Raw genomic sequence first — 14,680 nt, 5'->3', positions numbered from 1 at the left:
GTCGGCCACGAAGGGAAGTACAGACATGTCGACAGTTCACGCGGGGGCCGGTACGGCCGGACGGAACTCAGCGGTCTCACTGGAGGCGCTGCACCAGGAGCTGATCCGGCGCAACCCCGGGGAACCGGAATTCCACCAGGCCGCCCTCGAAGTGCTGCAGACCCTCGCCCCGGCGCTGGCGGCCCGTCCCGAGTACGCCGAGGCCAAGATCCTGGAGCGGATCTGCGAGCCGGAGCGCCAGATCCTCTTCCGCGTGCCGTGGCAGGACGACTCCGGAGCCGTCCACGTCAACCGCGGCTTCCGGGTGGAGTTCAACAGCGCCCTCGGGCCCTACAAGGGCGGGCTGCGCTTCCACCCCTCCGTCAACCTCGGCATCGTCAAGTTCCTCGGCTTCGAGCAGATCTTCAAGAACGCCCTCACCGGACTGAACATCGGCGGCGGCAAGGGCGGCAGCGACTTCGACCCGCGCGGCCGCTCCGATGCCGAGGTGATGCGGTTCTGCCAGTCCTTCATGACCGAACTCCACCGCCACCTGGGCGAGCACACCGACGTGCCGGCGGGCGACATCGGCGTCGGCGGCCGGGAGATCGGCTACCTCTTCGGCCAGTACCGGCGGATCACCAACCGCTGGGAGGCCGGGGTGCTGACCGGCAAGGGCCTGGGCTGGGGCGGCTCCACGGTCCGTACGGAAGCCACCGGCTACGGCAATGTGCTCTTCACCGCGGAGATGCTGCGGCAGCGCGGTGAGGACCTGGACGGCCAGCAGGTCGTCGTCTCCGGCTCGGGCAATGTCGCCGTCTACACGATCGAGAAGGCCCAGGCGCTCGGCGCGAACGTGCTGACCTGCTCGGACTCCGGCGGCTACGTGATCGACGAGAAGGGCATCGACCTCGACCTGCTCAAGCAGGTCAAGGAGGCCGAGCGGGGCCGCGTGGCGGACTACGCGGACCGGCGCGGCGCCTCCGCCCGGTACGTGCCGGGCGGCCGGGTCTGGGACGTGGCCTGCGACGTCGCGCTGCCCTCCGCGACCCAGAACGAACTGGACGCCGACGCCGCGCGCGTCCTCGTGCGCAACGGCGTCAAGGCCGTCTCCGAAGGCGCCAACATGCCGACGACGCCCGGCGCGGTGGCCCTCTTCCAGGAGGCGGGTGTGGCCTTCGGGCCGGGCAAGGCGGCCAACGCGGGCGGCGTGGCCACCAGCGCCCTGGAGATGCGGCAGAACTCCGGCCGCGAATCCTGGGACTTCGCGCGCACCGAGGGCGAGCTGGCGGCGATCATGCGCGGCATCCACGACACCTGCTACGAGACCGCGGAGCGCCACGGCCTGCCGGGCGACTACGTCACGGGCGCGAACGTCGCGGGCTTCGAGCGGGTGGCGGAGGCGATGCTGGCGCAGGGGCTGATCTGAGCGGCTGATCTGAGCGGCTGATCTGAGGGGCTGATCTGAAGGGCCGGTCCGAGGGGTTGGCCTGAGGGGTTGGCTTCAGGAGTTGATCTGAAGGGGGCCGGTCCCCGGTGTCCGCGCTGCCGCGCCCGGCCCCGGGGCGCTGTCGGTAGTGGCTCGTAGAGTGGCCGGTATGAACATCTGTGTCTTCTGCTCCGCCGCCGACCTCGACGCCCGCTACACCGAGCCCGCCCGCGAGTTCGCCGAGCTGATCGGCAAGGGCGGCCACGCCATGGTGTGGGGCGGCTCGGACAGTGGACTGATGAAGGTCATGGCGGACGGCGTGGAGGCGGCGGGCGGCCGGCTCGTCGGCGTCTCCGTGGACTTCCTCGCCCACAAGGTGCGCCCCGGGGTGGACGACATGGTGGTCACCAAGGACCTCGCCGAGCGCAAGGCCGAGCTGCTGGCGCGCGCCGACGCGATCGTCGTCATGGTCGGCGGCACCGGCACGCTCGACGAGGCCACCGAGATCCTGGAGCTGAAGAAGCACGGCCTGCACACCAAGCCCGTGGTGCTGCTGAACGCCGCCGGTTTCTACGACGGCCTCAAGGAGCAGTTCCAGCGCATGGAGAAGGAAGGCTTCCTCCCGCTGCCGCTCACGGAGCTGGTGTTCTTCGCGGAGGACGGCGCCGGGGCGCTGGCGTACCTGGAGGAGCAGGCGGGCGTCCAGGGCTGAGGCGGGGACCGGCGCCGGGTCGGAATGCATCATTCCGCTCCGCGCGGACGCGCCCGCGCCGCCCCGGTCCCCCTCGTTAGGATCGGGTCCATGGGTACGCACTTGATCACGGGCGCAGGATCGGGCATCGGAGCGGCGGTCGCGCGGCGGCTCGCCGACCGCGGCGAGGAGCTCTGGCTGCTGGCGCGCGACGCCGGCCGCGCCAAGGAGCTGGCCGGGCAGTTCCCCGGCGCCCGCACGGTGGTCGGCGACCTCGCCACCCCCGAGAAGCTGGACTGGGCCTTCGGCAAGCAGTCGCTGCCGGACCGCCTCGACTCCCTGCTGCACATCGCGGGCGTCGTCGAACTGGGCGCCGTCGGCGACCTCGGTCCCAAGGCGTGGCAGCGCACGCTCGCCGCCAACCTCGTCTCGCCCGCCGAGCTGACCCGCCAGTTCCTCCCGCAGTTGCGCACCGCCAAGGGCCACGTCGTCTTCGTCAACTCCGGCGCCGGTCTGCACGCCCACGCCCAGTGGGGCGCGTACGCCGCCAGCAAGCACGGCCTGAAGGCGCTCGCCGACTCGCTGCGCGCCGAGGAGCACGGCAACGGCGTACGGGTGACCTCCATCTACCCGGGCCGCACCGCCACCCCCATGCAGGAGAACGTCTTCCGCCAGGAGGGCCGCGAGTACGACGCCTCCCGGTGGATCGACCCGGAGTCGGTGGCCACGACCCTCCTCACGGCGCTCGACCTGCCGCGCGACGCGGAGATCAACGACCTGACGGTGCGGCCGGGCCGCTGAGCGGAGCATCGACGGGGTTCCCGGCCTGCCCGCGGCCGGGGCCCCGATGCGCAAGATCGAGCCCGTCCGGCGTTCGAGGACATCGGTGACGGATGCGCGGCCCGTCCCGCAGCCGGGGCCCCGGCAGCCCCCCGGCCCCCCGTGGCCAGGCGCCACACCACTTACCCTCGACAGGTGACCGAGAACAACGCCCCCACCCGCCTCGCCGGCGACGCCGGCACCGGTACGGCCACCGGCATCGGCTCCATGCCCGGCGGCGACGCCCGCGAGGCCGCCCGGACCGTGACCGGCTCGCTGGAGACCTTGCCGTACCTGCCGGAGCTGCCCGCCCGGGGGCCCGGCGCCGACATGATCGGCCGGACCGCCGGGCTCCTCGTCGACGTGTACGCGCACGTGGAGCCGAGCGGCTGGCGGATCAGCGACCGGCCGGGCCGGGACACCCGGCGCGCCCGTTCCTGGATGGGCGAGGACCTGGACGCGCTGGAGGAGTTCACCCAGGACTACGCGGGTGACCTGAAGGTCTCGGCGGTCGGCCCGTGGACCCTGGCCGCCGCGCTCGAACTGCGCAACGGCGAGGCGGCCCTCAGCGACCCCGGCGCCTGTCGGGACCTGACGGCGTCGCTGGCCGAGGGCCTGCGCGCGCACCTCGCCGACGTACGGCGGCGGGTGCCCGGCGCGCGTCCGGTGCTCCAGTTGGACGAGCCGTCGCTGACCGCCGTCCTCCAGGGCCGGATCAAGTCCGCGAGCGGCTACCGCACGCACCGCGCCGTGGACCGGGCCGTCGTGGAGGGCGCCCTGCGCGACCTGGTCGCCGTCGCCGGGGAGGCGGGCGCGCCGGTGGTCGTCCACTCCTGCGCCCCCGACGTCCCGTTCGCCCTGCTGCGGCGCGCCGGCGTGCGCGGCGTCTCGTTCGACTTCGGACTGCTCACCGAGCGTGAGGAGGAGGCGATCGGCGAGGCGGTCGAGGGCGGTACGACGCTCCTGGCGGGCGTGGTGCCGGGCGTGGACGGCCCATTGTCAGACCCTGCCGGTAGCGTCATGGGTGTCAGGACGCTGTGGCGCAGGCTGGGGCTGGCGCCGGGGACTCTCGCGGAGTCCGTGGTGGTCACCCCGTCGTGCGGGCTGGCGGGCGCTTCGCCCGCATATGCCCGCGCGGTGCTCGCCCACTGCGTCCGGGCCGCGAGATCGCTCGCAGACAACCCTGAGTGACGGCACTCAAGGACCACGGGAGGACGTAACGGTGGCCGGCGAACAGCACACGGCGGGGCACGCGGTGCCCGCGAAGGCGCGGGAAGAGCACGCTCATCTGGCCGAGCAGATCGAGGAGCACCGCTTCCGCTATTACGTGCGGGACGCCCCCGTCGTCAGCGACGCGGAGTTCGACAAGCTGCTGCGGTCCCTGGAGGCTCTGGAGGACGAGCACCCCGAGCTGCGCACCCCGGACTCGCCGACGCAGAAGGTCGCCGGGCAGTACGAGACCGAGTTCACCGAGGTGGCGCACCGCGAGCGGATGCTCTCGCTGGACAACGCCTTCGACGACGAGGAGCTGGCGGCCTGGGCCGAGCGGCTGGCGACGGAGCTGGGCGGCGACCCGAAGAGCGCCGGCTACCACTTCCTGTGCGAGCTGAAGGTCGACGGCCTCGCGGTCAACCTGACGTACGAGAAGGGCCGGCTGACCCGCGCCGCGACCCGTGGCGACGGCCGTACGGGCGAGGACATCACGCCCAACGTCCGCACGATCACGGAGATCCCGGACCGCCTGAAGGGCGACCGCGTCCCGGACCTGGTGGAGGTCCGCGGCGAGGTCTACTTCCCGATGGAGAAGTTCCTGGAGCTGAACGAACGGCTGGTGGCCGACGGCAAGCCGCCGTTCGCCAACCCGCGCAACGCCGCCGCCGGTTCGCTGCGCCAGAAGGACCCGAAGGTCACGGCCACCCGCCCGCTGCACATGGTCGTGCACGGCATCGGCGCCCGCGAGGGCTTCGACATCGACTGCCAGTCGCACGCGTACGACCTGCTGCGCGAGTGGGGCCTGCCGACCGCCGACCACAACGAGGTCGTCGACTCCCTGGAGGCCGTGCGCGGGTTCATCGAGCGCTACGGCGATCCGGAGACCCGGCGTACGGCCGTCGCCCACGAGATCGACGGCGCCGTGGTCAAGCTGGACGAGATCGCCCTCCAGGGCCGCCTCGGCTCGACCTCGCGCGCGCCGCGCTGGGCGATCGCGTGGAAGTACCCGCCGGAGGAGGTCAACACCAAGCTGGTGGACATCCGCGTCGGCGTCGGCCGTACGGGCCGCGTGACGCCGTACGCGGTCGTCGAGCCGGTCACGGTGGCCGGCTCCGAGGTCGAGTTCGCCACGCTGCACAACCAGGACGTGGTCAAGGCCAAGGGCGTCTACATCGGTGACACCGTCGTGCTGCGCAAGGCGGGCGACGTGATCCCGGAGATCCTGGGCCCGGTGGTGGACCTGCGGGACGGCAGCGAGCGGGAGTTCGTGATGCCCGCCGAGTGCCCCGAGTGCGGTACGGCGCTTCAGCCCGCCAAGGAGGGCGACGTCGACCTGCGCTGCCCCAACGCCCGTTCCTGCCCCGCCCAGATCCGTGAGCGGCTGTTCTACCTGGCCGGCCGCAAGTCCCTGGACATCGAGAACTTCGGCTATGTCGCGGCCACGGCGCTCAGCCAGCCCCTGGAGCCGGCCGAGCCGCCGCTGAAGGACGAGGGCGACCTCTTCAGCCTGTCCATCGAGCAGTTGCTGCCCATCAAGTCCTATGTCCTCGACCCGGACAGCGGCCTGCCCAAGCGCGACCCGAAGACCGGCGAGGAGAAGGTCGTCACCTTCTTCGCCAACCAGAAGGGCGAGCCGAAGAAGAACGCCCTGGCGATGCTGGAGAACATCCAGGCGGCCAAGGAGCGCCCGCTGGCCCGGATCCTGACCGGTCTGTCGATCCGTCATGTGGGCCCGGTGGCCGCCCAGGCGCTCGCCATGGAGTTCCGTTCGCTGGACCGGATCAGGGACGCGAGCGAGGAGGAGCTGGCGGCCGTCGAGGGCGTCGGCGCGACCATCGCCGCCTCGCTCAAGCAGTGGTTCGCCGAGGACTGGCACCGCGAGGTCGTGGAGAAGTGGCGGGCCGCCGGGGTCCGGATGGAAGAGGAATCCTCAGGAGACGAAGGCCCGCGTCCACTTGAAGGCGTCACCGTCGTTGTAACGGGCACACTTCAGTCACACACCAGAGATGGCGCGAAAGAAGCCCTGCAGCGTCTCGGAGCGAAGGTGACCGGTTCCGTTTCGAAGAAGACCGGTTTCGTGGTGGTGGGAGACAATCCTGGTTCGAAGTACGACAAGGCCATGCAGTTGAAGGTGCCTGTGCTAGACGATGACGGCTTCGCGGTGCTGCTGGAGCAGGGTCCCGATGAAGCACGAGCGGTAGCTGTCACTCCGCCTGAGGGCGAGTGAGGAGTCACCTCATCGGCGCATAGCAGATGGTTCCGGATGGCCGGGTCGCATTCGGGCAACCGCTGCCGATCGCTGCCCGCGGCGGCCTTCTGCGGCCTACTGTTGAGGTGTGCGCCTGCCGTGGCGCGGGCACAGCCGGCTGTGAGAGGTATCGGAATGAAACCGACCGACAGCGCCGCTCCGGCGTCGCGGCTCCGCCGGCTCGTGGTGCCCGCGCTGCCCGCGACCGTCGTGCTGATGGCGGGCACCGCGCTCGCGGCGGGAGTGATCCGCACGCTCGGCACCGGCCGGGCCCTGTTCCCGGAAGGCGCCGTCGGCTGGGCCCTGGCGATCCTGACCGGTGTCATCGTGGGCCACCTGGTCGCCCTCGGCCGCGACCGCTGGTGGGGCGGCACGGGCTCCGGCGCGGCGCTGGCCCTCGCCGTCCTGCTGCTGTACGGCTGGGTGCCCGCCGTCCTGGTGAGCGTCGCTGTCGTGCTGCTGGTCGGGGCCGCGCGACGGCACCGCTGGCGACAGGCCCTGCTGCACGGCGCGGTGGACATCCTCGGGATCGGCGCCGCGGCGCTGGGCCTCGCCGCCTTCCACGTCGTACCGACCGTCGAACACCCGTGGCAGCCCGCCGCCTGGGACCTGTCCGTCCTGCCCGACATCCTCGTCGCGGCCGCCGCGTACCTGATCGTCACCCGCGCCCTGCTGTGGTTCACCATGGCGTCGCGCAGCGGCAGCCTGCCCACCATCGCCCGGACGGCGCTGGCCCGCCAGGCCCTGGTCGGCGTGGCGCTGCTCGGCATCTCGCCGCTGATCGTGGTGGCCGCCGTGCACGCGCCGTTCCTGCTGCCGATGTTCGCCGTACCGCTGATCGCCCTGGACTCCACCCTGTGGATCGCCCGCGCCCGCGCCGAGGAGCAGTTGCGGGACCCGCTCACCGGCCTGCCCAACCGCCAGTGGCTGCTGGAGCGCACCTGGACCGCGCTGGACGACGCCGAGCGCATCGGCGCCCGATCCGCCCTCGTCCTGATCGACCTGGACCGTTTCCGCTCGGTCAACGACACCCTCGGGCACCTCGCGGGCGACCGGCTGCTGCTCCAGATAGCCGACCGGCTGCGGCACGCGCTGCCGCGCGGCGCCGAGGTCGCCCGGCTCGGCGGTGACGAGTTCGCGGTCCTGCTGCCCACCGCGGACTCCCTGACCAGCGCCCAGCGGGTGGCCCGCAACCTCGTCGCGGCGCTCGGCTCGCCGCTCGACCTGGACGGACTCACCCTCGTACTGGAAGCCAGCGCGGGGGTCGCGGTCTTCCCCGACCACGCCCTGGACGCCGAGGGCCTGCTGCGCCGGGCGGACGTCGCCATGTACCAGGCCAAGCGGGACCGCAGCGGCGTCGAGGTGTACGAGGCCAAGCGGGACGGCAACACTCCCGACCGGCTCGGCCTCCTGGGTGATCTGCGCCGCGCGCTCGACGCCGGCGACGTGGAGCTGCACTACCAGCCCAAGGTCGGCTTCGACGGGCACGTGGCCGGGCTGGAGGCACTGGTCCGGTGGGTCCATCCGGAGCGCGGCCGGGTCCCGCCGGACGAGTTCATCGCCATCGCCGAGTCGTCCGGGCTGATGCCGCGCCTGACGGAGTACGTCCTGGAGACCGCGCTCGCCCAGGTGGCCCGGTGGCGCGCGTCCGGCCTGGAGGTGCCGGTCGCGGTCAACGTCTCGCCGCGCGACGTGCACACCCCCGGCTTCGCCGGCGCGGTGGCCGCGCGACTGGCCCGCCATCAGGTGCCGCCCGGCTCGCTCCAGTTGGAGATAACGGAACACGTCCTGCTGGAGGACCCGCAGCGGGCCGCCGACACGCTGGCCGGGCTGACCGGCCACGGCGTCAAGATGTCCCTGGACGACTTCGGCACCGGCTACTCGTCCCTCGTCCACCTGCGCCGCCTGCCGGTCAGCGAACTGAAGATCGACCGCTCCTTCGTCGCCCGGCTCGCCGTGGACAACGAGGACGCCGAGATCGTCCGCTGCACCCTGGACCTGGCCCACTCGCTCGGTCTGCTGGTGGTCGCCGAGGGCGTCGAGGACGACGAGACCTGGGAGCGGCTGCGCGACCTGGGCTGCGACGCCGTACAGGGCTGGCTGGTCGCCGCCGCGATGCCGCCGGACGAGACCACGGCCTGGCTGCGGGCCCGCGGCGAGCGCGGCTGGCAGCGCGAGGCGGAGCGCTCCGCCGCCGAACCCCAGCACGAGCGCGCCACGGCGGTCGAGGAAGCCGACCAGCGCGTCATCTGACCGGCCCGCCGCGCCCGGCGCCGTCCGGCCCCGGCCCGTACCGCGGACGCCGTCCGGCCCCGGCCCGGCAGCCCACCGCTCCCACTCGCGCCCAGCCCGCCCCCGCCCCGTACGGCGTGCGCCCCGCCCCGTACGGCGCGACCGCCCCACCCAGCGCCCCGGCGTGCGCCCCGCCCCGCAGGCCCCACACCACCCCACACCCCCCTCGCACCCCCTCCCGCCACCCCGGCGACCCGCCCCTCACCCCGGCCACCGCCCGTGCCACGCGGCCCGTGTCCGCCCGCACCGTACGGTCCGTGCCCGCGACTGCGGGAATGCGTTTCGAACCCCCGTTGCGTACGCCATAGGATTGGCCCGGACAACAAGCCAAGACACTCACCCTGAGGATCGCTGCATGCCTGGCATCACGCGCGAGGAGGTTGCCCACCTCGCCCGGCTGGCGCGCTTGGAGCTGAAGGACGAAGAGCTCGATCACTTCGCCGGACAGCTCGACGACATCATCGGCGCGGTCGCCCGCGTCTCCGAGGTCGCCGACCAAGACGTACCGCCGACCTCCCACCCGCTGCCCCTGACCAATGTCATGCGGCCGGACGTGGTCCGTCCGTCGCTGACGCCCGAGCAGGCGCTGTCCGGCGCCCCGGCCCAGGAACAGCAGCGTTTCAAGGTGCCGCAGATCCTGGGGGAGGAGTGACCGACATGGCAGATCTGATCAAGCTCACCGCCGCCGAGACCGCGGCGAAGATCGCCGCCGGCGAGGTCACGGCCGTCGAGGTCACCGAGGCGCACCTGGCCCGCATCGAGGCCGTCGACGAGAAGGTGCACGCCTTCCTGCACGTGGACCGCGAGGGCGCCCTCGCCCAGGCCCGTGCGGTGGACGCCAAGCGCGAGCGCGGCGAGAAGCTGGGCCCGCTGGCCGGCGTCCCGCTCGCCCTGAAGGACATCTTCACCACGGAGGGCATTCCCACCACCGTCGGTTCGAAGATCCTCGAAGGCTGGATCCCGCCGTACGACGCGACGCTGACCAAGAAGCTGAAGGCCGCCGACGTCGTCATCCTCGGCAAGACCAACATGGACGAGTTCGCCATGGGGTCCTCCACCGAGAACAGCGCCTACGGCCCGACCGGCAACCCCTGGGACCTCACCCGCATCCCCGGCGGCTCCGGCGGCGGCTCCTCCGCCGCGCTCGCCGCCTACGAGGCCCCGCTCGCCATCGGCACGGACACCGGCGGCTCGATCCGCCAGCCCGCCGCCGTCACCGGCACGGTCGGCGTCAAGCCCACCTACGGCGCGGTCTCCCGCTACGGCATGGTGGCGTTCTCCTCCTCCCTCGACCAGGGCGGGCCCTGCGCCCGTACGGTCCTGGACGCGGCCCTGCTGCACGAGGTCATCGCCGGCCACGACGAGCTGGACTCCACCTCCATCGACGCGCCGGTCCCGCCGGTCGTCGAGGCGGCCCGCAACGGCGACGTCAAGGGGATGCGCGTCGGCGTCGTCAAGGAGTTCTCCGGCGAGCACTACCAGGCCGGCGTCATGCAGCGGTTCAACGAGTCCGTCGAGCTGCTGCGCGAGCTGGGCGCGGAGATCGTGGAGATCTCCTGCCCGTCCTTCGACCTCGCGCTGTCGGCGTACTACCTGATCGCGCCGTCCGAGTGCTCCTCGAACCTGGCCCGCTTCGACGCCATGCGCTACGGCCTGCGGGTCGGCGACGACGGCACCCGGTCCGCCGAGGACGTCACGGCCCTGACCCGCGAGGCCGGCTTCGGCCCCGAGGTCAAGCGCCGCGTCATGCTCGGCACGTACGCGCTCAGCTCCGGCTACTACGACGCGTACTACGGCTCGGCGCAGAAGGTCCGCACCCTGATCACCCAGGACTTCGAGAAGGCCTTCGAGCAGGTCGACGTGCTGATCTCGCCGACCACGCCCACCACGGCCTTCCCGATCGGCGAGCGCGCCGACGACCCGATGGCGATGTACCTCGCCGACCTGTGCACGATCCCGACGAACCTGGCAGGCAACGCGGCCATGTCGCTGCCCTGCGGCCTGGCCCCCGAGGACGGGCTGCCGGTGGGGCTGCAGATCATCGCCCCTGCCATGGCCGACGACCGGCTCTACAAGGTCGGTGCCGCGGTCGAGGCCGCGTTCACCGCCCGTTGGGGGCACCCGCTGCTTGAGGAGGCACCGTCCCTGTGAGTGGAAAGCTTGCGAAGGCCAAGGGCTTCAAGAAGTCCAAGGCCGGTACGTATCTGTCCATCGGCACCACGCTGTTCGGTGCGGTGAGCGTCGTCAAGCAGGCGAAGGCGGCCAAGGGCGAGCAGGACCGGCTCCAGCTCCTGGACGCCGTCGTCTCCGCCGCCGCCATCGCCACCGGAGTCGCGCTGCTGATCCGCGATCTGCGTCGTCTCGGCGACGACGACGTGCTCGCGGGCTGAGCGGGACTGAGAGGTTAGTTTTCCGTGACCGTCACTGAACTGGTGTCGTACGAGGACGCGCTGACCACCTACGACCCTGTGATGGGTCTTGAGGTGCACGTCGAACTCGGCACCAAGACCAAGATGTTCTGCGGGTGCTCGACGTCCCTGGGCGCCGACGCCAACTCGCAGACCTGCCCCACCTGCCTGGGCATGCCCGGCTCGCTCCCGGTCGTCAACGCGGTCGGCGTCGAGTCCGCCGTCAAGATCGGCCTGGCCCTGAACTGCTCGATCGCCGAGTGGTGCCGTTTCGCCCGGAAGAACTACTTCTATCCGGACATGCCGAAGAACTTCCAGACGTCGCAGTACGACGAGCCCATCGCCTTCGACGGGTACCTGGATGTGCAGCTGGAGGACGGCGAGATCTTCCGCGTGGAGATCGAGCGCGCCCACATGGAGGAGGACACCGGCAAGTCGACGCACGTCGGCGGCGCCACCGGCCGTATCCACGGCGCGTCCCACTCCCTGCTGGACTACAACCGCGCCGGCATCCCGCTCATCGAGATCGTCACCAAGCCCATCCAGGGCGCGGGCGAGCGGGCCCCCGAGGTCGCCAAGGCGTACGTCGCCGAGCTGCGCGAGCTGATCAAGGCGCTGGGCGTGTCCGAGGCCCGCATGGAGATGGGCCAGATGCGCTGCGACGTGAACCTGTCGCTGCGCCCCAAGGGCGTCGAGAAGTTCGGCACCCGCTCCGAGACGAAGAACGTCAACTCGCTGCGCAGCGTCGAGCGGGCCGCCCGCTTCGAGATCCAGCGGCACGCCGCGGTGCTGTCCTCGGGCGGCACGATCATCCAGGAGACCCGCCACTTCCACGAGGAGGACGGCTCCACCACCCCCGGCCGGGTCAAGGAGGAGGCGGAGGACTACCGCTACTTCCCCGAGCCCGACCTGGTGCCGGTGGCCCCTTCCCGCGAGTGGGTCGAGGAGCTGCGCAAGGGCCTGCCCGAGCTGCCGCGCGTACGCCGTAACCGGCTGCGCGAGGAGTGGGGCGTCTCCGAGCACGACATGCAGTCCATCCTCAACGCCGGCGCCGTGGACCTGATCGTCGCCACCACCGAGGCCGGCGCGGACTCCGCCGCCGCCCGCAAGTGGTGGATGGGCGAGCTGGCCCGCCGCGCCAACGAGGACGGCACCGAGCTCGCCGCCCTGCCCATCACCCCGGAGCAGGTCGCGCGGGTCGCGGCGCTGGTCGCCGAGGGCTCCCTCAACGACAAGCTGGCGCGCCAGACCATCGAGGGCGTCCTCGCGGGCGAGGGCGACCCGGACACCGTCGTCGAGAAGCGCGGCCTGAAGGTCGTCTCGGACGAGGGCGCGCTGGGCAAGGCGGTCGACGAGGCCATCGAGTCCAACGCCGCCATCGCCGACAAGATCCGCGGCGGCAAGGTCGCGGCGGCCGGCGCGCTGGTCGGCGCGGTCATGAAGGCCACCCGCGGCCAGGCCGACGCGGCCCGTGTCCGTGAGCTGATCCTGGAGAAGCTGGGCGTCGAGGGCTGACACCCGGTTCCGGTACGCGAGGGGCGGCACACCACCGGTGTGCCGCCCTTCTGCATGTGTGCCGCGTTACGGCAGGTTGTGCACGTGCGGTCCGACCGCGTTCGACCAGGCGTTGCCGGTCGACGCGTCCCAGTTGGTGGACCAGGTCATGGCGCCGCGCAGGGACGGGTAGGTCCTGGCGGGCTTGAAGGAGCCGCAGCCGGTGCCCTTGGTGAGGCAGTCCAGCGCGCTGTTGACGACGCCGGGGGAGACGTAACCGCCGCCGGCGGCCCGGGTCGAGGCCGGAACACCGATCCCCACCTGGGACGGGTCGAGGCCGCCTTCGAGCTGGATGCAGGCCAGGGCGGTGAGGAAGTCCACGGTGCCCTGCGAGTAGACCTTGCCGTCACAGCCGAGCATCGAACCGCTGTTGTAGTACTGCATGTTGACGACGGTGAGGATGTCCTTGATGTTCAGCGCGGTCTTGAAGTAGCCGCCCTGGGTGGACTGCATGTCGATGGTCTGCGGGGCCATGGTGATGACCAGCTTGCTGCCCGCCTTCTGGGACAGCGAGCGCAGGGCCTGCGACATGTAGGTCGGGTTGATGCCGTTTTCGAGGTCGATGTCGACGCCGTTGAAGCCGTACTCCCGCATCAGCGCGTAGGCACTGTTGGCGAAGTTGTTCGCCGAGGCGGAGTCGTTGACGGAGATGGTGCCCTTCTCGCCGCCGACGGACAGGATGACGTTCTTGCCGGCCGCCTGCTTGGCCCTGATGTCGGCCTTGAACTGCGCGACCGTGTAACCGCCCAGGCCCGCCGAGTCGAGGTTGAAGGTGATCGCGCCGGGCGTGGTGGTGGCGTCCGCGAAGGAGACCGCGATGATGTCGTACTGGTCGGAGACGTCGCTGATCTTCTGCACGGTCGCGCCGTTGTTGAAGTTCTGCCAGTAGCCGGTGACCGCGTGCTTCGGTACGGAGGGGCCGGGGCCGCCGCCATCCGGGGACGTGGTGGCGGTGACCTCGGCGGACTTGGCGGACTCGCCTGCCGCGTTGGTCGCGGCGACCTGGAAGCGGTACGCGGTGGACGGGTTCAGGCCGGTCACGGTGGCCGACGTACCGGTGACCGACTGCACCTTGGCACCGTCGCGGTAGACGTGGTACCCGGTGGCGTACGTGGCCGGGTTCCAGGACAGCGCCACCGAGGACGCGGTGACCGCGCCGGCGGTCAGCCCGGTGGGCGCGCCGGGAACCGGATCACCCGGGTCACCGTTGCCGCCGCCGTCCGGTCCGAAGACGCTGATGTCGTCGGCGAAGTAGGCGGACTGCCCGTACCAGCCGTGGGTGTAGACGGTGACCGAGGTGGTGGAGGGGCCGGTGGTGAAGGTGGTCTTCAGTTGCTGCCAGGTGGTGGCGCCGGGGACCCAGGTGGACACGTCGGTGGTGCCGGTGCCGCCGACGCCGAGGTAGACGTACGAGCCCTGGACGTACGCGCTCAGCGTGTACGTGGAGCCGGGCTTGACGGCGACGGTCTGCGAGCACTTGGCCTGGTCGGAGCCGGCCGGCGTGGCCTTCAGGGCCGAGGTGCCGCCGTGCACGGGGGAGGACACGGTGGTGCCCGCGCCGGAGGAGCAGGTCCACCCGGAGAGCCCGGACTCGAATCCGGGGTTCTTGGCGTTGTTGACGTCGGCGGCGACACCGGCGGCGGCGTGGGGGGCCGCCGAGGCGCCGGCCGCGGTGCCGGTGACGGCGAGGGCGGCGGCCGCCAGCCCGGTGAAGGCGGTGGTGAGCCACCGTCTGTGCCGGGAGCGGGGGGTGCGGGACACGAGGGGGTGCGGCATGGCTGTCTCCAAGTCATGGGCCCGGAAGGGCCGTCCGCCCGGTCCGGAGGCGGGGCGGGCGTAGCGCACAAAATGGTCCAGACCAATGCGGTTGTCAAGAGTTCGTGAAAACTTACGCGCGCGTTGGTGCCGTCGCCGGAGGGGGCGAACCGTTCCCGGGGATGATGCGCGCCGCTTGCGTCCCCTTCTGAGGGAGGGGAGGCGGCACGCGGCGTACATCCTTCTCCTTAGGGGGCAGGTGGTCACCGTGGACGATGAACCGGCGCCCGGCG

Annotated in this window: 11 protein-coding genes; 10 read left to right on the top strand and 1 reads right to left on the bottom strand. The window is 71.7% G+C overall.

Annotated features, from left to right (window positions below):
- Positions 1 to 25: 25 nt before the first annotated feature.
- From gdhA to gatB, 10 genes are all read left to right on the top strand, one after another.
- On the top strand, positions 26 to 1,408 hold the full coding sequence (gene gdhA / locus AB0A97_RS07940) for an NADP-specific glutamate dehydrogenase (RefSeq protein ID WP_361146090.1): 1,383 nt from the start codon (positions 26 to 28) through the stop codon (positions 1,406 to 1,408).
- Between the two features lie 169 nt (positions 1,409 to 1,577).
- Complete coding sequence (locus AB0A97_RS07935; protein WP_361146087.1) at positions 1,578 to 2,120, top strand: TIGR00730 family Rossman fold protein; 543 nt, start codon at positions 1,578 to 1,580, stop codon at positions 2,118 to 2,120.
- 90 nt (positions 2,121 to 2,210) lie between these two features.
- On the top strand, positions 2,211 to 2,900 hold the full coding sequence (locus AB0A97_RS07930; protein ID WP_361146084.1) for an SDR family oxidoreductase: 690 nt from the start codon (positions 2,211 to 2,213) through the stop codon (positions 2,898 to 2,900).
- A 246-nt stretch (positions 2,901 to 3,146) separates the two neighbouring features.
- A complete protein-coding gene (locus AB0A97_RS07925; RefSeq protein ID WP_361147326.1) occupies positions 3,147 to 4,109 on the top strand; it encodes a methionine synthase in 963 nt (320 codons plus the stop codon).
- 31 nt (positions 4,110 to 4,140) lie between these two features.
- Positions 4,141 to 6,357, top strand: a complete 2,217-nt coding sequence (gene ligA, locus AB0A97_RS07920; protein ID WP_361146081.1) for an NAD-dependent DNA ligase LigA — start codon at positions 4,141 to 4,143, stop codon at positions 6,355 to 6,357.
- Between the two features lie 156 nt (positions 6,358 to 6,513).
- Positions 6,514 to 8,631, top strand: coding sequence for a bifunctional diguanylate cyclase/phosphodiesterase (locus AB0A97_RS07915; RefSeq protein WP_361146078.1), 2,118 nt, complete (start codon positions 6,514 to 6,516; stop codon positions 8,629 to 8,631).
- A gap of 394 nt (positions 8,632 to 9,025) precedes the next feature.
- A complete protein-coding gene (gene gatC / locus AB0A97_RS07910; RefSeq protein ID WP_003984986.1) occupies positions 9,026 to 9,322 on the top strand; it encodes an Asp-tRNA(Asn)/Glu-tRNA(Gln) amidotransferase subunit GatC in 297 nt (98 codons plus the stop codon).
- Entirely contained in the window at positions 9,319 to 10,821 is a 1,503-nt protein-coding gene (gatA, locus tag AB0A97_RS07905; protein ID WP_361146075.1) for an Asp-tRNA(Asn)/Glu-tRNA(Gln) amidotransferase subunit GatA, read from the top strand. The genes gatC and gatA overlap by 4 nt, the downstream gene beginning before the upstream one ends.
- Entirely contained in the window at positions 10,818 to 11,060 is a 243-nt protein-coding gene (locus AB0A97_RS07900; protein WP_030018300.1) for a hypothetical protein, read from the top strand. Before gatA ends, AB0A97_RS07900 begins: the two co-directional genes overlap by 4 nt.
- A gap of 24 nt (positions 11,061 to 11,084) precedes the next feature.
- Positions 11,085 to 12,593: an Asp-tRNA(Asn)/Glu-tRNA(Gln) amidotransferase subunit GatB gene (gene gatB, locus AB0A97_RS07895; protein WP_361146072.1), complete on the top strand. Its 1,509-nt coding sequence runs from the start codon at positions 11,085 to 11,087 to the stop codon at positions 12,591 to 12,593.
- 66 nt (positions 12,594 to 12,659) lie between these two features.
- On the opposite strand, the gene AB0A97_RS07890 is transcribed toward gatB, so the two are convergent.
- Positions 12,660 to 14,408: a glycoside hydrolase family 18 protein gene (locus AB0A97_RS07890; RefSeq protein ID WP_361146069.1), complete on the bottom strand. Its 1,749-nt coding sequence runs from the start codon at positions 14,406 to 14,408 to the stop codon at positions 12,660 to 12,662.
- Positions 14,409 to 14,680 lie beyond the last annotated feature (272 nt).

Origin of the sequence: Streptomyces sp. NPDC045470, from assembly GCF_040646595.1 — a bacterium.
Taxonomy (GTDB): Bacteria; Actinomycetota; Actinomycetes; order Streptomycetales; family Streptomycetaceae; genus Streptomyces.
Note: the sequence above shows the minus strand (reverse complement) of the source record. Positions and strands in the feature narration are given on the sequence as shown.